The following is a 20,517-nucleotide window of genomic DNA, read 5'->3' on the forward strand; positions in this document are numbered from 1 at the left end:
TATCTACGCCAGCTTTGAAGGTCTGCATAAATTTACCCGGCAGGCGCAGATCGAATATCTGCTGGCCTTCCACGACTATGACAACGGCAAGGACAACACCGACAACCGTAAAAACTACGGCGCCATCGTCCGCCCGATGTACTTCTGGAACGACGTTCACTCCACCTGGCTGGAAGCGGGCTACCAGCGCGTCGACTACGACCAGGGCGGCGATAACCACGGCTGGAAGCTGACGCTGTCGCAGAACATCGCCATCGGAATGGGGCCGGAGTTCCGCCCGATGCTGCGTTTCTACGTGACCGGCGGCCAGGTGGATAACAAGCGCACCGCGAAGGTCAACGGCACCAAAGACGAACAGTTGGATTCGCTGAACGTCGGCGGCATGTTTGAAGCGTGGTTCTAAGAGTGAAACCATCCCGGGTCGCGGTGTAAGAGCCAGACCCGGGTGCGCATTCCCGAAGGTGGCGCTGCGCGCCTGTCCGGGCAACCCGACCGCAGACTGCGGTGAACCCGTAGCCCCATTACACCCGCACTTTCGTCGCCACCAGCAGGCCGGTAATCAGCATCAACGTACCGGAGAGGACCAGCGGCGAGAGCAAACCGAGGTGATCCAGCGCCACGCCGCCAACCGCTGCGCCGCAGGTGTTAGCCAGCTGGATCACCGCCACCTGAATCGACCCGGCTTTTTCCGCCTGATCGGACAGGGAGCGGGTAATCCACGTTGACCAGCCAACCGGCACCAGCGCGAAGGCAAAGCCCCAGATCACCGCCACCGTCGACGCCACGATTTTACTCTCCCCCCACAGCACCAGCACCGCGGCGCTGATAGCCAGCACTACCGGGGCAATCGCCAGCGCCGCTTTCACCGAGCGCTTGAGCAGCATTGAGGAGAGCGAGGTGCCGACAAAGCTGGCGATGCCGAAGCTGAGCAGCACCAGCGTCAGACCGTCGACGTCAAAGCCCGCCAGGGTCATATACACCGGGCGGATATAGGTAAAGAAGGCAAACTGGCCGGCGAAGGCCATAAAGATGGCGCACATCCCGGCCATCACGCCGGGCCGCTTCAGCAGGCCGAACATATTTTGCTGCGCCGAGGTCGACTCGCCCGGTAGAGAAGGCAGCGCCTTCAGCACCCAAATCGTACAGACCACGCCCATGACCGCCGCGCCGTTAAAGACGTTACGCCAGCCGATAATACCGCCAAGGAAACTGCCCAGCGGCGCGGCGATCACCAGCGCTATCGATACCGCGCCGAAAATAACCGATAGCGCTTTGGGCACCACGCGCATCGGCACCAGCCGCATGGTGAGCGACGCCGACATCGCCCAAAAGCCGCCCAGCGCCAGACCAAGGCAGGCGCGGCCCAGCAGCAATAACGAAAAGCTGTTGGCAAACGAGACCAACAGGCAGGAAAGGGTCAGCAGGACGGAAAACAGAATCACCACGTAGCGGCGATCGGTATTGCGGATGATCGAGGTGATAAACAGGCTGGCGAACATCGCCACGAACGCCGTGGTGGTAACCGACTGCCCGGCAACGCCTTCGGAGATGCCTAAATCCTGCGCCATCGGCGTGAGCAGGCTGACCGGCAGGAACTCAACGGTAATCAGGCAGGCAACGCAGAAGGCCACCGCAAAAACCGCCGACCAGTTGGGTCGCGCCGCCTGATTAGCCTGCGGCGCAGAGGCATTCGAAGGAGTCATAAGTTACCTGCATGGTTGAATACGGAGGAGCCGCGCAGTGTAACATTTAAAATGTGACGAATTTAACGTTTTGACAACTTTTCAGGCTTTGCAAAGTACCTGCGTAGCTGCTCGCATAACCGGAAAATCACGTTTTTAGGTATTCCGTAACAGTAAGAGGAAGAAATAACATAGCACTTGGTGCTATATTTATGGTTACAGGATGTCAGCCAATGCGTATTTTTAAAACAAAATGGTTTACCAGGGAAGCCCGGGCTCATGCGATTGATGACGACGAACTTTGCAAAGCGATTGAAGCCACTCTCCAGGGAAAAGTAGATAACCTTGGTGGCGGCGTTTACAAAAAACGCCTCAATAAAAATCGCGATCGCGCAATCATCCTGGCAAAGGGTTCTGAGCATTGGTTTTACACATTTTTATACGCCAAACAGGATATCGCCAATATCGATAACCGAGAACTCGCGGCGTTCCGTGAGTTAGCCAGGCATTATTCCCTTCTCAGCGAGGAGAAAATGGCGGCATTGGTTAAGAGAAAAGAATTGGTGGAGATTTGTCATGACTGCAAAAACTAAATTCAAAAGCCCCGCCTTTGAAGCTATCCATAGCGCTGCCGCAGGTTTATACAGTGTTGATGCGATCGCGCAGGAGACGATGCGCAGCTTTGATGAAACATGCATCAGCCGCGTAAGCGATTTCCAACCTGGTGAAATTAAGGCTCTACGTGACCAACTCAACGTCAGTCAGCCGGTTTTTGCCCGCTATCTGAACACCAGCGTGTCCACGGTCCAAAAATGGGAAAGCGGGGCAAAACGCCCCGGTGGGCTGGCATTGAAATTACTCAATATCGTGCAAAAACATGGGTTAGAAGTGCTGGCATGATGCCACTTTGAGGTGATGACTTTTGCACAGTTGGCCTCGTCAGCGTGACGTTTAACGAAGCCAACAGTACACCGGGAAGTGATATCAGTGCAGCCAGTGGACGCCATCCTCCGGCAAAAACAGCGCGTTATAGCGCTCCTGCAAAGCGTGCAGCTCGCTCACTTCCGGCTCCAGCTCGCGAAGGAAACCTTGCGCGAGGCGGATTTGCGCTTCGGTAATCGGCGCCCCGAGGCGGGACTTTTTCATCAACCGGTACCAGTAGTGCAGGTTCTGCTCGCTGCCATCGACGATAGCGACCTGCCAGATCAGCAGCACCTGCGCGGCATTTTGCAAATGCGCCTCATTAGGCCGTTCCAGGTAGCGTAAATACTCGTTACCGGCGGTTTTTCCTAGCTGATCGATCATCGATTCCAGCGGTACCGGCGTAATGCCTAATCGTTCGCTCAGACGGCGAATCGCACGGCGTGAATCAGAGGTAAGCACCCGAAATCCCACAAAAAATACCACTATCAGCGTGGCCAGTCCTAACCAGATCATGCATCCTCTCACTCAATCGCAGCCCCACTATCATAATGGGAAATTGCCCGCTGTCGACTGTCGGAAATACCAGAATGTGACTTATCGCGGCCCCCTGGCGCGTTCATGAAATCACCGATCCCACCCGGGGAGCGGCTACATCAAACCGCCCGGCAAGAAGCATAAAAAAGCCCGGCGCAGAGGCCGGGCAAAGTGACTCACACCCAATGACTCAGGCAGTCTGCAAAGTTTGCGTCTTTTTCTGGCGGCGGATTTTACGTTCTTCAAACACCGCAACGATGGCCATCAGACAGATGCAGCCAATTGCCGCCGCATCCAGCGCCGCAAAGGTGCCCGCCCAGCCGGTGAGGCCGAAAATCGGCGTACCGTCGGCAATCATCCCGAGTCCCAGCTTGGCGAAGCTATCGCCGATCAGATAGGCGAAGGTGCCCTTGATCCCGTCGGCAGCGCCAATCGCCTTTTTCGGCACGAAGCCTACCGCGGCGACGCCGATCAGCAGCTGCGGGCCAAACACCAGGAAACCCAGCGCAAACAGCGATGCGAGATAAACGTATTGATTGCTGGCATGCTGATAAACACCCAGCGTGGCGATAATCAGCGCCAGCGCAACGCAGGCCACCAGCGCGCGGCGACCGTTTGCCAGATCCGACAGCCAGCCCCACAGCAGCGTGCCGACCAGCGCGCCCACTTCAAACAGGGTAAAGCCCTGAATCGCCACCTCTTTGGAGAGCTTCAGCTCCTGGAAAGCGTAAACGGTGGACCACTGGTCGATACCGATGCGCACCACGTACAGGAAGATGTTGGAGAAGCACAGCAGCCAGATGACTTTATTCTTCAGCACATATTCGACGAAGATCTGCCATTTGGTCATGGCATTCTCTTCCGTCTCTTTATCCTCTTCGCTGATCTCTTCGCCAAACAGCTCTTCGGCGTTACCGAGGCCGTAGGATTCCGGGGAGTCGCTACCAAAACGCAGGCCGATAAAACCGACGATTAACGCAATAATCGACGGGAAGATAAACATGCCAATCACGTGGCCGTCGAACAGGTAGTTGGCGCCAAACAGCGCCACGCCCGCCGCGCCGGCGCCGCCGAGGTTGTGGGAGATATTCCAGAAGCCGAGGAAGGTGCCGCGCTTACGGCGAGGCGTCCACTTGGTAATGGTCGAATAGCTGCACGAGCCGCCGGTGCTCTGGAAGAAGCCGCTCAGAGCGTAGAAGGCGATCATCAGGAACAGGCTGGTCGACCCCGCGCCCATGCTGGCGCTGAAGCCGAGCATACAGATGGCCGAGAGAATCAGCATAAACGGCAAGAACTGCTTAGTGTTCTTACCGTCTGCGTAGTAGGAGACCAGCGTTTTACCCACACCGTAGGTGATAGAAAAGCCGAGGCCGATCATCCCCAGCTGCGTCATGCTCAACCCGTAGGTGGAGATCATGTCGTTCTGCGCGATATTAAAGTTTTTGCGGATCAGGTACATGGTCAGATAGCCGATGAAAACCACCAGATACGACTGCATGAACGGTTTGAACCACATTTTGCGCCGCGCTTCGAGCGGCAGGTCCAGGGTTGGCTTGCGCACCTGGTTTAAGAAGGCCAGCATGATTGGGTGACTCCTGAGCTGATTTAATACCTGCGAATGGCAGGCATTGTAAAAATCAGCCGGGAGACTCGCCTGAGACAGCGTCCAGGCGAAACCGGGAAAATTTCTTAGTTTTACGCCATTCGGCGAAGAAAGGTGAAGTCGGTCACGCTTCTCGCGGCGCCTGGGCGTTTAAAAACGGCAGCAGCAGCAGGGCGGAAATACCGGCGGCAATGGCGATGACCACGAAAAATCCGCTCCAGTGCCAGATCTCCATCACCTGCGCCAGCGGCCAGCCGGAGAGCGATGCGCCAAGATAGGCAAACAGGCCAACAAAGCCGGTTGCCGCCCCCGCCGCCTCTTTGTGCGAGCACTCCGCCGCCGCCATGCCGATCAGCATCTGTGGGCCAAAAACGAAAAAGCCGGCGGTAAAGAAGCAGGCCGCCTGCATCACGTAACTGGCGAACGGCATCAGCCACAGCCCGCCAACTGACAACAAAATCCCGGCGGCGAAAATCAGGTTCATCGGCCCGCGGTTGCCGTTGAAGAGTTTATCCGAGCCCCAGCCCGCCACCAGCGCGCCGATAAAACCGCCCACTTCGAACATGGTGACCGCCGAATTCGCCGTCACCAGATCGACGCCGAGCGTTTCCGACATATACAGGTTGCCCCAGTCGTTAATCGCCGCGCGCACCACGTATACCAGTACGTAGCACAGCGAGAGCAGCCAGATATAGGGATTCAGCAGCACGTATTTGGTGAGGATCTCTTTGCGGGTCAGGCCAGCGCCCTCCTGCTGCTGGGCAATCTCCAGCTCATCATGCCGCCAGTCGCCCACTGCGGGCAGCCCGACCGCCTGCGGCCGGTCGCGCAGCCGCCAGCAGAGAAACAGCCCGGCGAGGATCGCCAGCGTCCCGGCAATCATCATCCCCGTTCGCCAGCCGTAGTGCAGCGCCGCCGCGCCAACCACCATTGGGATCAGCGCCCCGCCGACGTTATGCGCCGTGTTCCATAGCGCCCACCAGCCGCCGCGCTCGGTACGCGAATACCAGGCCGTCAGCAGGCGGGCGCATACCGGCGAGCCCCAGCCCTGGAAGAAGGCGTTCAGCGCCCACAGCAGCGCGAAGGCCCACAGGGAAGTGGAAAAACCAAACAGAATATTCACTACGCCGGTAGCGACCAGGCCGATGCCCATAAAATAGCGGGCGTTAGAGCGATCGCTGACGATACCGGAGAAAAATTTCGATAGCCCATAGGTGATGTAGAACAGCGTCGCCAGCAGACCGATATCGCTGCGGGTCAAAACGTTGCTGGCGAGGATTTCCGGCACCGCCGCGTTAAAGCTTTTGCGGGTGAAGTAAAACAGCGCATAGCCCAGCCAGATGGTCAGCAGAATATGCCGACGCCAGTAGCGGTAGCGCTCGTCCAGCGCCTGTTTGTCGGTAATCGGCGGAGCATCGGGCGGGGATTTTAAAAAGGCAAACATTATCGTTCCTCAAGCGTAGCGCAGCGGCAGGCTGACGCAAACGCGAGTGCCGTGGGTGCAGGAGATGGTCAGGGTGCCGCCCAGGGCGGTGACGCGCTCGCGCATGCCGGTGAGGCCAAAGCCCTGCTGACCGGAGCCCGGTGGCAGGCCGCAGCCGTCGTCCTCGATCACCAGCATCAGCCGCTGCTCCTGCTGCCAGCCTTGCAGCGTGACGGCTCTAGCGCTGGCGTGTTTGACGATATTATTCAGCCCCTCCTGGCAGACGCGGAACAGAGTGACGCGCTGGTTTTCGCTCAGCAGCGACTCATCGATACGCCACGCCAGATGGCTGACCATACCGCGATCCTCCAGCTCCATTTCGCGCATCAGCGAGCGCACCGCCTGCTCAAGCGTCAGGTCGTCCAGCTGGCGCGGGCGCAGGCGGCCCAGCAGGCGGCGCACGGAATCGTAGACGCCGAGCGAAAGCTGCTCAATCAGCTGGCCGCTCTGCCTGACGCTGGCGCTATTCGGCGCCAGCCGCTGGACGATCCCCGCCTGGGTGCGGATGGCGGTAATGGTCTGGCCGATATCATCGTGCAGCTCGCGAGCCACTTCGCGGCGCACGCTCTCCTCGGTTTCCAGCAGGCGTTCCGCCAGCCGCTGGTTACGCACCAGCTCCTTTTGCAGCGACTGATTCAGCTCGCGCAGCCGCTGTATTCCGGCGCCCAGCAGCAGGCCGGTCAAGCTTTGCGCCAGCAGCGAAAGCAGTAAATCCACCGGATGATCGTGCCAGGTCTGGCTGGCGATCAGCGCGATAGCGTTCATCAGGGTCGCGATCAGCGCTCCCTGCCAGCCGTAGTGCCAGGCCAGAGCGATAATCGGCAGCGCCAGGCAGAAGGGCGTAAATCGTGAGAGCTCGGCGGGCAGCCCCAGCTGGAGCCAGAGGCTGACGCTGAACAGCAGCAGGTACCAGATAAGATGCCGCCCGCGCCAGTTCACCGGCTGCGAGACCAGCGATGGCCCCAGCGGCCGCCAGACGGTGCTGGTGAGATAGTGCCAGATAACCAGACAGGTGGGCGCCAGCGTCAGGCCGCCGGTCAGGGTCAGCAGCAGCGCGTTCAGTCCCTCTTTGCCCTCCAGCAGCCACGGCAGCGACTGGAGCAGCGCGGCGGCGATCAGCGCGCCCCCCTGACGCAGCAGGGTGAGCCAGTCGCGCTGCTGGCGATAGCGGGAAATCAGCGCCACCGGCAGCAGGGTCAAGAGGCTTCCGGTCATCAATATTATCGGGTGCGCCAGCGCCACTTCCTGCGCCAGCCAGAGGATCAGCAGCCACTCCGCGCCCAGCAGAACCGGCCAGTAGCCGCGCGGGCACTGCAGCATCAGGCCAAGCCGCAGGCCAAAGGGGAAAAGCAGCACCGCAAGATCGGGGCGCTCCACCAGGTGCAGGCTGATGCTCCACAGGCAAAACCACGCGGCGGAAAAGATAAAGCAACAGCCGACAACCGAGAGCAGCCGCGAGAAAAAGGCTTTCATTGCCAGCTATCGAACATGCGGCGCGCCAGCTCGACGTCGTTGCTGACGCCCAGCTTTTCCAGCAGGTTAGCGCGATGAACGTGGACGGTTTTCGGCGACAGGCCCAGCTCGGCGGCAATCTCTTTTACCGCCATCCCCTGTGCCAGCTTTTCCGCCACCTCGCGTTCGCGTTTGGTCAGCGGGTCCCGTCGTCCGGCCGCCAGCTTCATGGCGATATCCGGCGTCAGGTAACAGCCGCCAGCCGCCACGGTGCGCACGGCGGCGATCAGCTCATCCGGGCTGCAGCGCTTGGAGAGAAAACCGCGCGCCCCGGCGTTCAGCGCCTGCTCCACCAGCGCCGGGCTGTCGTGTACCGACAGCATGACGATCGCCATCCCTTTCGGCAGCTGGCTTAATAATTCAAGCCCGGAGATATCCGGCATCGAGATATCGCAGATGCAGACCTGCACGCCGCGACCGGGCAGCCCCGCCAGCGCCTCGCGCCCGGAACCGAATTCGGCAACGACCTGAAAATCGGCTTCCAGCCCCAGCAGTTGGGCAAAGCCGGAGCGGACGATAAGGTGATCGTCAATAAGGGCGATAGTAGTCATGGCGTTTCCTGACGGGTTAAAAAACGCGCTTACCTTAACGATATACACTTCATCCTTCAAGCTGCCTCTGCGCAGACTTGCCGCCTTGATGGCACGACTGATTGAGTTGCCAGCAAGTCATTCACAACGGCGGGTGAGATATTTAATCTCTATGTGTTATGGCTACAATCGCAATATAACGCTGCCAATTATTCACATGTAAAATATATTGATGCCATTATTGCCTAAGATCACTACATCCATTATGTACAGGAAGTAACCTAAATGATATCGTCCCTGTAAAATCAGCAAGGGAATATATATGCACCAACGACCTCATTTAGCTAAGCAAACGATCGATGCACGTTTGCTTAACCAGCTAAATACAAAAACGCAGAGTAAAACGGAGAAGTTATCGCACAGCGAAAAATTAGCTTATATCAACGATGACTACTGTGAGATAACGCGTAATTACACTTCATTTTATGGGATGAACATCCTGGGCATTGTGCTTTTCTTGCCTGTTGTTATTTTGTGTTTTGTGGGTATTTTATTTTCCTTATATGATATAACATTCAATTTTGAACGACATGTTGAAAGCTGGAATTCCAGGTCGGGCGATTATCTTTTACTATGTTTTGGATTTTTTATTTCATTTTTCATGACGTTTATTTTCGCAGCCATCGTAAACTATTTTATCTTCGCGCCCCAGCATTATCCGGTTCGTTTTAATAGAAAAACCGGCAAGGTTTATGTTTACGATTACGTTATGTATAGTATCACTTATAAATTAACCTATACTTTCTGGTGGCATCATCCTTTTTATAAACGAACTAAACCTGAATGCAAAGAGTATGACTGGAGCCAGATTCAAGCCATCAGTATATATTCACGCAATAAGCACTCATCATACTCCACAATTCGCTGCGTCGTTTATGACTCTAGCATCAGTACCACTATGATCGATTCCTTTAACCTGATATCGACGGACGCGGGTACGGATGCGCTGTTTATGCCTAACTACAAGCTGTGGTTATGGATTAGTAATTATATGAAATTTAACGATGAGTTATTAGATATGTCCGTTAACACGAAACCAGGTATTTATGGACGCGAAGTGAAGTGGCCTGATGATATGGATAAGAAATCTAAAGCATCATCTTTGAATGAGTACAGTAAAATCTGCTCTGAATAAACTCAGAGTAGGCTTTACTTCCCGGCAAGAATATTCCCGCCGGGAAGACTAGTTACTCAAAAAAGACCGCGATTTTGCTGAACATAGAGGGATCGGACTGGTTACGCACCACTTTCTCAACATCTTCCAGCTTTTCGATCTGGCTAATCATCTGCCCGAGGCGCTGATCGTCGTTGACCAGCAGCCAGATGCGGCTCTGGTTGCTGTCCTGAATCGGCAGACAAAGAATGCCTTCCACGTTGAAAGCGCGACGGGCAAACAGGCCGCAAACGTGGGTCATCACGCCGGGATGGTTGCGCACGGTGAGCTGTAGAATAACGTTTTCATGAGTCGCTTGTTGCATGGCTTATTCCCCCACCATTTCAGTATTGGCCGCACCCGGCGGTACCATCGGATACACTTTTTCTTCGGCATCGATACGCACGTGGATCAGCGCCGGACCCGGGCGGTCGATAATCGCCTGCAGCGCCGCCTGCGGATCGGCTTCGTTATTTAAATCACAGGTTTGCAGACCAAAACCGGAGGCAATCTGCATAAAGTTAACCATCCCCGGATAGGTCGCGGCGAACACGCCCTGCTTGTAGAACAGGCTCTGCTGCTGATAAACCAGCCCCAGCGCTTCGTTATTCATCAGGATGATTTTCACATCCAGCTGATTTTCCGCCGCGGTAGCCATTTCCTGAATGTTCATCATCAGGCTGCCGTCGCCGGAGAAGCAGATGACCTTGCGCTGCGGGTTGGCCAGCGCCGCGCCGACCGCGGCAGGCAGGCCAAAGCCCATGGTGCCGAGACCGCCGGAGGTCAGCCACTGGCGCGGGCGGTTCAACGGGTACGCCTGCGCGACCCACATCTGGTGCTGGCCCACGTCTGTGGTGACGATAGCCTCGTCGTCAACGCAGGCGGCGACGGCGTTAATCAGGCCATAATGGGAAAGCGGGTCTTGCTCCTGCGGGATGGTGCAGGGGAACTCCCGCTGCAGATCGGCCACCAGCTGCAGCCATGCGCTGCGCGGCTGCGCCTCAACCTGGGGGATCAGCTGTTCCAGCACTTCGCCAACGTCGCCCTGAATCGCCACGTGCGCCTGCTTGATTTTACCCAGCTCTGAACGGTCGATATCAACGTGGATAATTTTCGCGTTCGGGCAGAACTGCTCGGTTTTACCAATCGCCCGGTCATCAAAACGCGCGCCTAAAACAACCAGTAAATCAGCCTCTTGCAGAATAAAATTGGTACTGCGCGCGCCGTGCATCCCCAGCATGCCCAGCGACAGCGGATGCGCTTTCGGCAGCATCCCCAGCGCCATCAGGGTCTGGGTAGTCGGCAGGTTGGCCTTTTCCGCCAGCTGGCGAATATGCTCAGGCGCGTTGATCACCCCGCCGCCCAGGTAGAGCACCGGACGCTGCGCGGCGTTAATCATCGCCGCCGCTTCACGTACGCTGGCGCTATCGAATTCCGGGGCTGCCATGCGGGCGCCGGGTTCCGGCAGGGCGTCGAGCTCAATGGTTGCCGCCTGAACATCCTTAGGAATATCTATCCACACCGGCCCTGGTCGCCCGGACTGCGCGATGCGAAACGCGTCGCTCATCACCTGCGGCAGTTCAGCAATATTGCGCACCAGGTAGTTATGTTTGGTGATGGGGATAGAGATACCGTAGGTGTCGACTTCCTGGAAAGCGTCGGTGCCGATCATCGAGGCCGGAACCTGGCCGGTAATGCACACCAGCGGAATCGAATCCAGGCGGGCGTCGGCGATCGCGGTGATCAGGTTGGTTGCCCCCGGTCCGCTACAGGCCATACAGACGGCGGGTTTGCCTTCGGTGCGCGCCATGCCCTGGGCGATGAATCCCGCCCCCTGCTCGTGACGCGCCAGAATATGGCGGATCTGCGTGCTTTGGCTTAACGCGTCGTAAATGGGAAGAATGGAGCCGCCCGGAATGCCGCTGACCGTGGTGATCCCCTGACGCTCCAGTAAATGAACGACTAACTGTGCGCCAGTGAAGCGCATTTTTTCTGATGTTGTGCCCGAACTTGCCATGCTCCAGTCCTTTTATTCTGGGCCGACTTACCGGGGGGCATGAAACGAAAAACCCCGCTCGGTTTGCGCCGGCGGGGTTTGGAATTCGTGTTGTTCCGGACCCTACGGCGCGTTGCCGACGACGACCACCACAGACACGACGACCACCGCGGCAGGCGCGGTTAGTAGTAGGGTCGAAGTCAGCGTGGTAGCGTTCATGAGGGACCTGTTGTCTCAAAAAGTGAATGAATTTATACAAACACAGCTTGTGTCATTTCACAATCGATTTATTTTCAACCACAAGAAACTGCGTTAAGGATCACATTAATTTGCGGAGGGATGAAAAACAAAAAACCCCGCCGCGGCGAGGTTTTCTGTTCGGTGTTTTTACGGTTGGTAGCCGCAAGCACACTGTATTACGTCAACGAAAAAAGTATACGCGATCGGCGAAGAAGGCGCAATTTTCACGACGGTTTTAGCTGATGTAGAGTATGGATCGTCCACGTAAATTTGTCCAAAAAATACTGTTCATGCATACAGTATTCATTCTATACTGAGGGGGTACGCAGGGTGAATCTGGGGCCGCACTTTTACCGGCGCAAAGAAGTCCTGGCTGAAACGGGTGGTGCCGTCAGCGCCTTAACCCCAGAAGAGCACACTGTGTTACGTCAACAAGTACCCCGAATAGTTTAGCCCGCCGCCGACAAGCCGGCGCCTGAAATATGACGGGTATCCCTGGCTGGCAACAGGCGGCGGAAAGGTACGCCAGCCGGTCGTGCTCCTGAACCAGAGGAGACGCGTATGGGCGGAGTGGATATCATTGTTCTGATCCTGAAACTCATGGTTGCCGTGTTGCAACTACTTGATGCAGTCCTGAAGCAGTTCCGCTGATTCAGGTTCAAGTCGCACCTGGGAGGGGCGGGAAACCGCCCCTCTACAGGCTAACCCGATGGAGAAAACCATGCCACCGCTGTTGATTGCCGCCATCACCCCGGACGAACCCGGTTTTTCGGCACTGCGCGCCGAAAGCCAGGCGCAAAACCTGAATATGCTGCGCCGCCTGGCGGAGAACTGGCAAAATGGGGAAAATCGCTTTAACGCCCCCGGAGAAAAGCTACTGGGGGCCTTTGCCTACGGGCAGCTGGTCGGCGTGTGCGGGCTGAATGCCGACCCGTTTAGCCAGCAGCTACGGGCTGGCCGCATTCGTCATTTATACATCGGCGAACGCCACCGTCGACAGGGGATCGGGCATCAGCTGCTGGTCTCGGTTATCACCCATTCCGGTGCTAGCTTTGATTTTCTCAACACCCATGCGCCGTCAACGGCCTGGTCGTTTTATGAAAATCTGGGGTTTCGCCCGGTGCATGATGAGCCCCGGGTTACGCATCGTCTCTTCTGTTCGCTCTAGCCGCCGCTGGCTGACGACAAGCACGCATGTTACAGTCCGGTGACGATTTTTTCCTCAGCGCCAGGCCGCAATGACCATTACCGTATTCTCTATTTTGCTGTTCGCCGCCCTGCTTCACGCCAGCTGGAACGCTATCGTAAAAGCCAGCGGCGATAAGCTGTACGCGGCGGTCGGCGTTAGTGGCTCAGCGTCGCTCATCGCCCTGATTCTGCTCCCCTTTTCTCCCCAGCCGACGCTGGCCAGCGTGCCGTTTCTTGCGGTTTCCTGCGCGCTGCAGGTGGTGTATACGGTGCTGGTGGCAAAAACCTATCAGGTCTCGGATATGAGCCAGACCTATCCGCTGATGCGCGGGACCGCGCCGCTACTGGTGGCAATAATCAGCGTCATCTTCCTGGGCGACCATCTTTCCCCGCTGGCGTGGCTGGGCATCGGCGTCATCTGTCTGGCGATTCTGGCGATGGCTTTTAACGGCCGCGCCAGTTCAAGCCAGGGTATCGTACTGGCGCTAATCAACGCCTGCTTCATTGCCGGCTACACGCTGGTTGACGGAACCGGGGTACGGCTTTCAGAAACCGCGCTGGGCTATACCCTGTGGACCTTTTTTATGAACGGCTTCTGCCTGCTGGGCTGGGCGATGATTGCCCGACGCCCGCAGGCCAGCCGCTATCTGCGCCAGCACTGGAAGAAAGGCATGGTCGGCGGCGTCGGCACCATGGGCTCCTATGGTCTGGCGCTGTGGGCAATGACCCAGGCGCCGCTGGCGGTGGTTGCCGCCCTGCGCGAAACCTCGATTCTTTTCGGCGCGGTTATCGCATTTATCCTGTTGAAAGAGAAGATGGTTCCAGTGCGTATCGTTGCCGCCTGCGGTATCGCCGCCGGGGCGATTTTGCTGCGACTGTCATAAGCAATACATGGCAACATTAGTTGCCGATTGTTGTTTACAAAACCTGCCTGAAAATCCTCCCACAATCACCGTCACGTGGTTGTCCTGTCATTATTATGTGGTAGATTCCTCCATCGTTTTGCGGGTGTGCCAGTCACATATTCTCTATACTCAACTTTATACAAAGTATTCATCGACATGAAACGGCATAAGAACTTCAATTTGTTGTTGATGCTGGTACTGCTGGTGGCCGTAGGCCAGATGGCGCAGACCATTTATATTCCGGCGATTGCCGATATGGCGGTATCGCTAAACGTTCGCGAAGGCGCGGTGCAGAGCGTGATGGCCGCTTATCTGCTGACCTACGGCGTCTCGCAGCTCTTCTACGGCCCGCTGTCCGATCGCGTTGGCCGCCGCCCGGTGATCCTCGTTGGGATGTCTATTTTTATGCTGGCGACGCTGGTTGCCATCACCACCCATAGCCTGCCGGTGCTGATTGCCGCCAGCGCGATGCAGGGCATGGGCACCGGCGTCGGCGGCGTCATGGCGCGTACCCTGCCGCGCGATCTGTATGAAGGCGCGCAGCTCAGGCACGCCAATAGTCTGCTGAATATGGGGATTCTGGTCAGCCCGCTGCTGGCGCCGCTGATTGGCGGCATTCTCGATACTCTGTGGAACTGGCGGGCCTGTTTCGTGTTCCTGCTGGTGCTTTGCGCCGGCGTCACCTTCAGCATGGCGCGCTGGATGCCGGAAACCCGGCCCACCGGCGCACCGCGTACCCGGCTCATCACCAACTATAAAACGCTGTTCGGTACCGGCGCGTTCAACTGCTATCTGCTGATGCTGATCGGCGGCCTGGCGGGCATTGCCGTATTCGAAGCCTGTTCCGGCGTACTGATGGGCGCGGTGCTGGGTCTGAGCAGCATGTCGGTCAGCATTCTGTTTATTCTACCGATTCCGGCGGCGTTCTTTGGCGCCTGGTTTGCCGGCCGGCCGAACAAACGCTTCCCGACGCTGATGTGGCAGTCGGTGATTTGCTGCCTGCTGGCGGGCGTGCTGATGTGGATCCCTGGCCTGCTGGGCGTGATGACCGTCTGGACCCTACTGGTTCCCGCCGCGCTGTTCTTTTTTGGCGCCGGGATGCTGTTCCCGCTGGCGACCAGCGGCGCGATGGAGCCCTTCCCGTTCCTCGCCGGTACCGCCGGGGCGCTGGTGGGCGGACTGCAGAATATTGGTTCCGGCGTGCTGGCGTGGCTGTCGGCAATGATGCCGCAAACCGGCCAGGGCAGCCTTGGCCTGCTGATGATGCTGATGGGATTGCTGATTCTGCTATGCTGGCTGCCGCTGGCGTCGCGCTTTCATCAACACCAGCAGCCGGTTTAAGGCCTCGTGGACATCCCGGTGGCGGCGCCTGACGCGCCTTGTCCGGGCTACCGGATTGGCAGGCTGCCGGGACTCTGTAGCCCGGCTAAGCGCAGCGCGAGCCGGGAAGCGGTGGCGAAGTATCAGTCCCGGCATATTTCCCGGAGGCGGCGCCTGACGCGCCTGTCCGGGCTACCGACCGGCAGACAGCGGTAAACCCGTAGCCCGGTCAGCGCAGCGCCACCGGGATGAAACTAAGCCGGTCATCATAATTGCGCCTGACCCTGCAGCCAGTTGATAAAGGCATCGATTTTCGGCCATTGACGGCCCGGCAGGGTCGTTACGTAGTAGTGCTGATGGCACTCCAGGGTCATCTCGCCGAACGGCGCAATCAGCTCGCCGCTCTCCAGGCGCTTTTGCACCAGCCGCTTACGCCCCATCGCCACGCCGACATGGTGCATCGCCGCAATGACTGCCAAATCCGAACGATCGAAGCCAATACCCGACGATTGCGGCAAATCGATGCTAAATTTCTGCGCCCAGCTGAACCACTCGTCGGTGCCGGAATCGTTGCTCCAGGCCTGACGATCGTGCAGCAGCGTGCAGTGGCGAAGGTTGGCGGGATTCTGCTGCAGCTGATGCTGGCGCGCGTAATCCGCCGTACACACCGGCACGATAGCCTCATCCATCAAAAAATGATGGCTAAGCTGCGAGGAAGGCGCGTCATCAAAGTAGATCGCCAGTTCGATGCCCGCGCGCTGCATGTTGACGTTATCGTTGCCGGTCAGCACGGTAAGCGAGATCGACGGATAGCGGCGGGTAAAATCGCCGAGCGCGGGCACCAGCCAGCACTGGGCGATGGACGGGCGCGAATAGACCGTTAACGTTCCCGACAGCTCCTGGTTTTTAATATCCAGAATCTCCTGGTTCAGGCTGTCCAGCGAGGACTTCAGCGCCCAGAACACCCGTTTGCCCTCATGCGTCAGCTCCACCTTGCGGTGCGAGCGCACAAACAGCTGAATCCCCAGCTCTTCTTCCAGCTGATTGATACGGTGGCTCACCGCGCTGGGCGTCAGCGACAGCTCCTCCGCCGCCAGGGCGAACGACTCATGGCGGGCGGCGACTTCAAACGTATACAGCTTCGAAAGCTGCCAGCCGTTGAGCAGCCGATTACCCAGATCTTTTAGCGTCTCCATCACCTACTCCTTTAATTTTCCTCGCCGAGTGTAAGAAAATTATCGCCTTGCCGAGCGCTTAAAGATGAAAAAAAGTGATTCATAGCACAATAAATAGGCAACATTAGAGCGAAATCACCTTTTTGATTCAATTTGATTCACCTGAAGAGCCGTTTATATCGTTTGTCAGCACGTGCCGTTTTTCTGTTCAATACCCATAGATTATTCACAGGCGAGGTGGGGTATGGAATCTCAGATCTGGGTTGTGAGCACGCTGCTGATTAGCATCGTGTTGATTGTGTTAACTATCGTTAAACTGAAGTTTCACCCGTTTCTGGCGCTGCTGCTGGCCAGCTTTTTCGTCGGCGCCATGATGGGAATGAGCCCGCTGGATATGGTTAACGCCATCGAGAGCGGGATTGGCGGCACGCTGGGCTTCCTGGCGGCGGTGATTGGGCTGGGGACGATTCTCGGCAAAATGATGGAGGTCTCCGGCGCGGCTGAGCGTATCGGCCTGACGCTCCAGCGCTGCCGCTGGCTGTCCGCTGACGTCATTATGGTGCTGGTGGGCCTGATTTGCGGGATCACGCTGTTCGTTGAAGTGGGCGTGGTGCTGCTGATCCCGCTGGCGTTTTCCATTGCCAAAAAAACCAACACGTCGCTACTCAAGCTGGCCATCCCGCTGTGTACGGCGCTGATGGCGGTGCACTGCGTGGTGCCGCCGCATCCGGCGGCGCTGTTTGTCGCCAATAAGCTGGGCGCGGATATCGGCACGGTGATCGTATACGGTCTGCTGGTGGGCCTGCTGGCTTCGCTGGTCGGCGGCCCGCTGTTCCTGCGGCTGCTCGGCAACCGCCTGCCGTTTAAAGCGGTTCCGGCTGAATTTGCTAACCTCGAAGTGCGCAAAGAAGAGACCCTGCCGTCGCTGGGCGCCACGCTGTTTACGGTGCTGCTGCCGATCGGCCTGATGCTGGTCAAAACCATCGCCGAACTGAATATGACCAAAGGCGGCACGCTGTATATGCTGCTGGAGTTTATCGGCAACCCGATCACCGCCATGTTTATCGCCGTCTTCGTGGCCTACTACGTGCTGGGTATCCGCCAGGATATGGGGATGAGTACCCTGCTGACGCATACGGAAAACTGCTTCGGGTCGATTGCCAACATTCTGCTGATTATCGGCGCAGGCGGGGCCTTCAACGCCATCCTGAAAACCAGCGGCCTGGCCGATACGCTGGCGGTAATTCTATCGAACCTCGATATGCACCCGATTCTGCTGGCCTGGCTGGTGGCGCTGATTCTGCACGCCGCGGTCGGTTCCGCCACCGTCGCAATGATGGGCGCAACCGCCATCGTCGCGCCGATGCTGCCGCTCTATCCCGGCGTGAGCCCGGAAATCATCGCTATCGCCATCGGCTCCGGCGCGATTGGCTGCACTATCGTAACGGATTCCCTGTTCTGGCTGGTTAAACAATACTGCGGGGCAAGCCTTAACGAAACGTTCAAATACTATACCACGGCGACCTTTATCGCTTCGCTGCTTGCACTGGCCGGTACATTCCTGCTTTCTTTCATCATCTGAGCGCAAAGAGACGTAATATGAAAAACGCTGACATGACCACTTTACTCGCACAGTTTCCTCTACTGGAGGAGCTGATTGCCCTGAAAGAAACTACCTGGTTTAACCCGTCAACGACGTCGCTGGCGGAAGGGTTACCCTACGTTGGCCTGACGACAGAAGACGTTCAGGACGCCCACGCCCGGCTCGATCGCTTTGCGCCCTATCTGGCGGAAGCCTTTCCGGAAACCGCGGCCACCGGCGGTATTATCGAGTCTGAGCTGGTGGCTATTCCGGTAATGAAGGCCCGGCTGGAAAAAACTTTTAGCCAGCCGATTAGCGGCGATCTGCTGCTGAAAAAAGACAGCCACCTACCGATTTCCGGCTCTATTAAGGCCCGCGGCGGCATTTATGAGGTGCTGACCCATGCGGAGAAACTGGCGATCGGCGCGGGGTTATTAAAAACTTCCGACGACTATCGCAAGCTGCTGACTCCTGAGTTCAGGGATTTCTTTAGCCAGTACAGCATCGCCGTCGGCTCCACCGGTAATCTGGGGATGTCGATTGGCATTATGAGCGCGCGCATCGGCTTTAAGGTGACGGTCCATATGTCCGCCGACGCCAGGGCGTGGAAAAAGGCCAAACTGCGCAGCCACGGCGTGACGGTCGTGGAGTACGAAGAGGATTACGGCGTGGCGGTTGAGCAGGGGCGCAAAGCCGCCGAGTCTGACCCGAACTGCTTCTTTATCGATGATGAGAACTCGCGCACCCTGTTCCTCGGCTACGCCGTGGCCGGCGAGCGGCTAAAGGCGCAGTTTGCCCGCGAAGGGCGCGTGGTGGACGCCGGTCATCCACTGTTTGTTTATCTGCCGTGCGGCGTGGGCGGCGGCCCCGGCGGGGTGGCGTTCGGCCTGAAGCTGGCATTTGGCGACCACGTCCACTGCCTCTTCGCCGAGCCGACCCACTCCCCTTGCATGCTGCTGGGGGTCTATACCGGCCTGCATGACCAGATTTCAGTTCAGGATTTGGGGATCGATAATCTGACCGCCGCCGACGGTCTGGCGGTCGGCCGCGCTTCCGGTTTCGTGGGCCGGGCAATGGAGCGCCTGCTGGACGGGTTCTACTCTCTCGATGACCAGACTATGTACGATATGCTGGGTTGGTTAGCCGAAGAAGAAGGTATTCGCCTGGAGCCATCCGCGCTGGCCGGCATGGCCGGGCCGCAGCGGGTCTGCGCCAGCGAGGCGTATCAGCGGATGCACGGTTTCACCGCGGAGCAGATGCGCAATGCGACCCATCTGGTGTGGGCGACCGGCGGCGGCATGGTGCCGGAAGAGGAGATGGCGCAGTATCTGGCGAAGGGGCGGTAAGCCTCCCGGCAGGTAAACACCATGGCGACGAAGGCTCTCTCGTCGCCATTTTTTTAGCGCAGCAGATGCATGAGCTCAACCGGCGAGCGGTGCTGGTTGAGTAAATCGCGAAGAACGCGCATATAGGGGGCGCTCCAGCTATAAAACTGCCGGTATCCTTCGCATAGCGCGTTGGAGCCATCCTCCAGTCGCAGCTGCGGGCAGCCGCCACCGCATAATCTTAGCCAGGCGCAGCCCGCGCAGGCCGGTCCCGGCGGATTATTCTCATAACGTACTGTCTCACCGCGCCAGGCGCGCAGCGTGGCCTCAAACAGCGGCACGACGATGCGGTTAGCGTCTTCTTTGATCCAAATAGCAAACACCGCGCAGAGAAAATCCCCCCACAGCCGGGCGTCGGAAGGTTGCAGATGGGGAATAAACTTGATAGCCGCTGCCCCCTGCGCGCTGAGCTGGTGGTAGACGCGTTCTGGGCGCTCACACTCCTGACGATGGATAATCACTTCCCGTACCGGGATATCGCTCGCCAGAGACTGGCAGTTACCGCAGTGCCGATCGTCACCGTAATCGGCCTGACATCCTGTCATATCACATCCTTAATAAACAAAATCACTTGTCGTATATGGGTTACAGCAAACAACAATGACAGGGAAAGTACTGCGAATGCGATCAAAAATTTGTCACGAACCGCCTGCCGCTGGACGAAATCACTGTGCTCAACGTCCATCACATTGCGGCTGCGGGTATAGCGCCAGAGGATGACGGCGACGAACGGCAATATGCACAGCGAAATCCAGAACGGAAGCCCCGCCTGATGCCAGTGGTGCTTAATCGCCAGCGCCAGCAGCGCGCCATAGCCTAAAAGGGTGCGAAACCAGGCCAGCGACGTGCGCTCCGGCTGTAGGCCCGGGTCGTTCTCGCGGCGCGCCCGGCGATTATCCGGCATAGAGCACCAGCGCCATGACCACCACGATAACGATAGTCAGCAGAATACTGATCAGCAGCAGGGTGCGGGTATAGGGAAGGTCCTGTTTAAGCCGCATCGCCTTTTCATTGCTCAGCCAGCGTATATAGCCGTAAATCGCCAGGCCGCCGGCAAACAGGCACAGCAGCAGAGCGAGAATTTCGCGGATCAGCGGCGTCGCGAAATCCGGCGCCAGCTGGTCCAGGCCGACGCCGCCGGCTAAAAAGCCAAGCGAAGTGCGGATCCACGCCAGAAAGGTACGTTCATTCGCCAGCGAGAAGCGGTAATCCGGCGCTTCGCCAAGGCGGGATATTTTCATCATG

At 57.8% G+C, this 20,517-nt stretch carries 24 protein-coding genes; 11 read left to right on the forward strand and 13 right to left on the reverse strand.

Going from position 1 to position 20,517, the window contains the following annotated elements; all coding sequences use genetic code 11:
* On the forward strand, positions 1-403 hold a 403-nt coding region (locus KOSB73_RS00860), incomplete at its 5' end, for a carbohydrate porin (RefSeq protein ID WP_165774975.1).
* Between the two features lie 118 nt (positions 404-521).
* Here KOSB73_RS00860 and nepI read toward each other — a convergent pair.
* Positions 522-1,703 (reverse strand): purine ribonucleoside efflux pump NepI, encoded by a 1,182-nt coding sequence (gene nepI, locus KOSB73_RS00865; RefSeq protein ID WP_004133116.1) that lies wholly within the window; start codon positions 1,701-1,703, stop codon positions 522-524.
* 212 nt (positions 1,704-1,915) lie between these two features.
* On the opposite strand from nepI, the gene KOSB73_RS00870 reads away from it, so the two are divergent.
* Together KOSB73_RS00870 and KOSB73_RS00875 are read left to right on the forward strand one after the other, a co-directional pair.
* On the forward strand, positions 1,916-2,275 hold the full coding sequence (locus KOSB73_RS00870) for a type II toxin-antitoxin system RelE/ParE family toxin (RefSeq protein WP_004133114.1): 360 nt from the start codon (positions 1,916-1,918) through the stop codon (positions 2,273-2,275).
* A complete protein-coding gene (locus tag KOSB73_RS00875; RefSeq protein WP_004116613.1) occupies positions 2,259-2,582 on the forward strand; it encodes a helix-turn-helix domain-containing protein in 324 nt (107 codons plus the stop codon). Before KOSB73_RS00870 ends, KOSB73_RS00875 begins: the two co-directional genes overlap by 17 nt.
* An 84-nt stretch (positions 2,583-2,666) precedes the next feature.
* Here the strand turns inward: KOSB73_RS00875 and KOSB73_RS00880 are convergent, their stop codons facing one another.
* From KOSB73_RS00880 to uhpA, 5 genes are all read right to left on the reverse strand, one after another.
* Positions 2,667-3,119: a DUF1198 domain-containing protein gene (locus KOSB73_RS00880; RefSeq protein WP_049087028.1), complete on the reverse strand. Its 453-nt coding sequence runs from the start codon at positions 3,117-3,119 to the stop codon at positions 2,667-2,669.
* A gap of 211 nt (positions 3,120-3,330) precedes the next feature.
* Positions 3,331-4,722, reverse strand: coding sequence for a hexose-6-phosphate:phosphate antiporter (gene uhpT / locus KOSB73_RS00885; protein WP_004126843.1), 1,392 nt, complete (start codon positions 4,720-4,722; stop codon positions 3,331-3,333).
* Positions 4,723-4,867: 145 nt separating this feature from the next.
* Positions 4,868-6,187, reverse strand: a complete 1,320-nt coding sequence (gene uhpC / locus KOSB73_RS00890) for an MFS transporter (protein ID WP_004133107.1) — start codon at positions 6,185-6,187, stop codon at positions 4,868-4,870.
* 9 nt (positions 6,188-6,196) lie between these two features.
* On the reverse strand, positions 6,197-7,678 hold the full coding sequence (gene uhpB, locus KOSB73_RS00895) for a signal transduction histidine-protein kinase/phosphatase UhpB (RefSeq protein ID WP_162685357.1): 1,482 nt from the start codon (positions 7,676-7,678) through the stop codon (positions 6,197-6,199).
* A 17-nt stretch (positions 7,679-7,695) separates the two neighbouring features.
* Positions 7,696-8,289, reverse strand: a complete 594-nt coding sequence (gene uhpA / locus KOSB73_RS00900; protein ID WP_004107112.1) for a response regulator transcription factor UhpA — start codon at positions 8,287-8,289, stop codon at positions 7,696-7,698.
* Positions 8,290-8,590: 301 nt separating this feature from the next.
* Between uhpA and KOSB73_RS00905 the strand changes: the two genes are divergently transcribed.
* Positions 8,591-9,463 carry a DUF6708 domain-containing protein gene (locus tag KOSB73_RS00905; protein WP_024360561.1) on the forward strand — a complete coding sequence of 291 codons (873 nt, stop codon included), beginning with the start codon at positions 8,591-8,593 and terminating at the stop codon, positions 9,461-9,463.
* Positions 9,464-9,515: 52 nt separating this feature from the next.
* Here KOSB73_RS00905 and ilvN read toward each other — a convergent pair whose 3' ends face one another.
* The 3 genes from ilvN to ivbL form a co-directional block, all read right to left on the reverse strand.
* Complete coding sequence (ilvN, locus tag KOSB73_RS00910) at positions 9,516-9,806, reverse strand: acetolactate synthase small subunit (RefSeq protein ID WP_004107116.1); 291 nt, start codon at positions 9,804-9,806, stop codon at positions 9,516-9,518.
* A 3-nt stretch (positions 9,807-9,809) separates the two neighbouring features.
* Positions 9,810-11,498, reverse strand: coding sequence for an acetolactate synthase large subunit (gene ilvB / locus KOSB73_RS00915; protein WP_049087029.1), 1,689 nt, complete (start codon positions 11,496-11,498; stop codon positions 9,810-9,812).
* A 102-nt stretch (positions 11,499-11,600) separates the two neighbouring features.
* Complete coding sequence (gene ivbL / locus KOSB73_RS00920) at positions 11,601-11,696, reverse strand: ilvB operon leader peptide IvbL (protein WP_004107123.1); 96 nt, start codon at positions 11,694-11,696, stop codon at positions 11,601-11,603.
* A 582-nt stretch (positions 11,697-12,278) separates the two neighbouring features.
* Between ivbL and tisB the strand changes: the two genes are divergently transcribed.
* The 5 genes from tisB to KOSB73_RS30760 all read left to right on the forward strand — a co-directional run bounded on the left by tisB (position 12,279) and on the right by KOSB73_RS30760 (position 15,346).
* The gene (gene tisB / locus KOSB73_RS00930; protein WP_064362772.1) at positions 12,279-12,368 is read left to right on the forward strand and encodes a type I toxin-antitoxin system toxin TisB; all 90 of its coding nucleotides are present in this window, start codon (positions 12,279-12,281) and stop codon (positions 12,366-12,368) included.
* A 70-nt stretch (positions 12,369-12,438) separates the two neighbouring features.
* Positions 12,439-12,885 carry a GNAT family N-acetyltransferase gene (locus tag KOSB73_RS00935; protein ID WP_004133098.1) on the forward strand — a complete coding sequence of 149 codons (447 nt, stop codon included), beginning with the start codon at positions 12,439-12,441 and terminating at the stop codon, positions 12,883-12,885.
* Positions 12,886-12,955: 70 nt separating this feature from the next.
* Positions 12,956-13,789 carry a DMT family transporter gene (locus KOSB73_RS00940; RefSeq protein WP_024360559.1) on the forward strand — a complete coding sequence of 278 codons (834 nt, stop codon included), beginning with the start codon at positions 12,956-12,958 and terminating at the stop codon, positions 13,787-13,789.
* A 177-nt stretch (positions 13,790-13,966) separates the two neighbouring features.
* The gene (gene emrD, locus KOSB73_RS00945) at positions 13,967-15,151 is read left to right on the forward strand and encodes a multidrug efflux MFS transporter EmrD (protein ID WP_024360558.1); all 1,185 of its coding nucleotides are present in this window, start codon (positions 13,967-13,969) and stop codon (positions 15,149-15,151) included.
* 18 nt (positions 15,152-15,169) lie between these two features.
* Positions 15,170-15,346 carry a hypothetical protein gene (locus KOSB73_RS30760; RefSeq protein ID WP_158414270.1) on the forward strand — a complete coding sequence of 59 codons (177 nt, stop codon included), beginning with the start codon at positions 15,170-15,172 and terminating at the stop codon, positions 15,344-15,346.
* Between the two features lie 50 nt (positions 15,347-15,396).
* Here KOSB73_RS30760 and dsdC read toward each other — a convergent pair whose 3' ends face one another.
* On the reverse strand, positions 15,397-16,326 hold the full coding sequence (gene dsdC, locus KOSB73_RS00950; RefSeq protein ID WP_098140172.1) for a DNA-binding transcriptional regulator DsdC: 930 nt from the start codon (positions 16,324-16,326) through the stop codon (positions 15,397-15,399).
* Positions 16,327-16,549: 223 nt separating this feature from the next.
* Between dsdC and dsdX the strand changes: the two genes are divergently transcribed.
* Positions 16,550-17,887 (forward strand): D-serine transporter DsdX, encoded by a 1,338-nt coding sequence (gene dsdX, locus KOSB73_RS00955; RefSeq protein ID WP_004126868.1) that lies wholly within the window; start codon positions 16,550-16,552, stop codon positions 17,885-17,887.
* A 17-nt stretch (positions 17,888-17,904) separates the two neighbouring features.
* Positions 17,905-19,233, forward strand: coding sequence for a D-serine ammonia-lyase (dsdA, locus tag KOSB73_RS00960; protein ID WP_049099785.1), 1,329 nt, complete (start codon positions 17,905-17,907; stop codon positions 19,231-19,233).
* Positions 19,234-19,286: 53 nt separating this feature from the next.
* Here dsdA and KOSB73_RS00965 read toward each other — a convergent pair whose 3' ends face one another.
* Genes KOSB73_RS00965 through KOSB73_RS00975 form a run of 3 tightly spaced genes read right to left on the reverse strand, consistent with a single transcriptional unit; the run spans position 19,287 to position 20,513 of the window.
* Positions 19,287-19,817 carry a radical SAM protein gene (locus KOSB73_RS00965; RefSeq protein ID WP_004871787.1) on the reverse strand — a complete coding sequence of 177 codons (531 nt, stop codon included), beginning with the start codon at positions 19,815-19,817 and terminating at the stop codon, positions 19,287-19,289.
* Complete coding sequence (locus KOSB73_RS00970) at positions 19,814-20,176, reverse strand: DUF202 domain-containing protein (RefSeq protein ID WP_049087033.1); 363 nt, start codon at positions 20,174-20,176, stop codon at positions 19,814-19,816. Before KOSB73_RS00970 ends, KOSB73_RS00965 begins: the two co-directional genes overlap by 4 nt.
* Positions 20,166-20,513 (reverse strand): YidH family protein, encoded by a 348-nt coding sequence (locus KOSB73_RS00975; RefSeq protein ID WP_004126880.1) that lies wholly within the window; start codon positions 20,511-20,513, stop codon positions 20,166-20,168. The genes KOSB73_RS00970 and KOSB73_RS00975 overlap by 11 nt, the downstream gene beginning before the upstream one ends.
* Positions 20,514-20,517 lie beyond the last annotated feature (4 nt).

Source organism: Klebsiella grimontii, assembly GCF_900200035.1.
GTDB lineage: Bacteria > Pseudomonadota > Gammaproteobacteria > Enterobacterales > Enterobacteriaceae > Klebsiella > Klebsiella grimontii.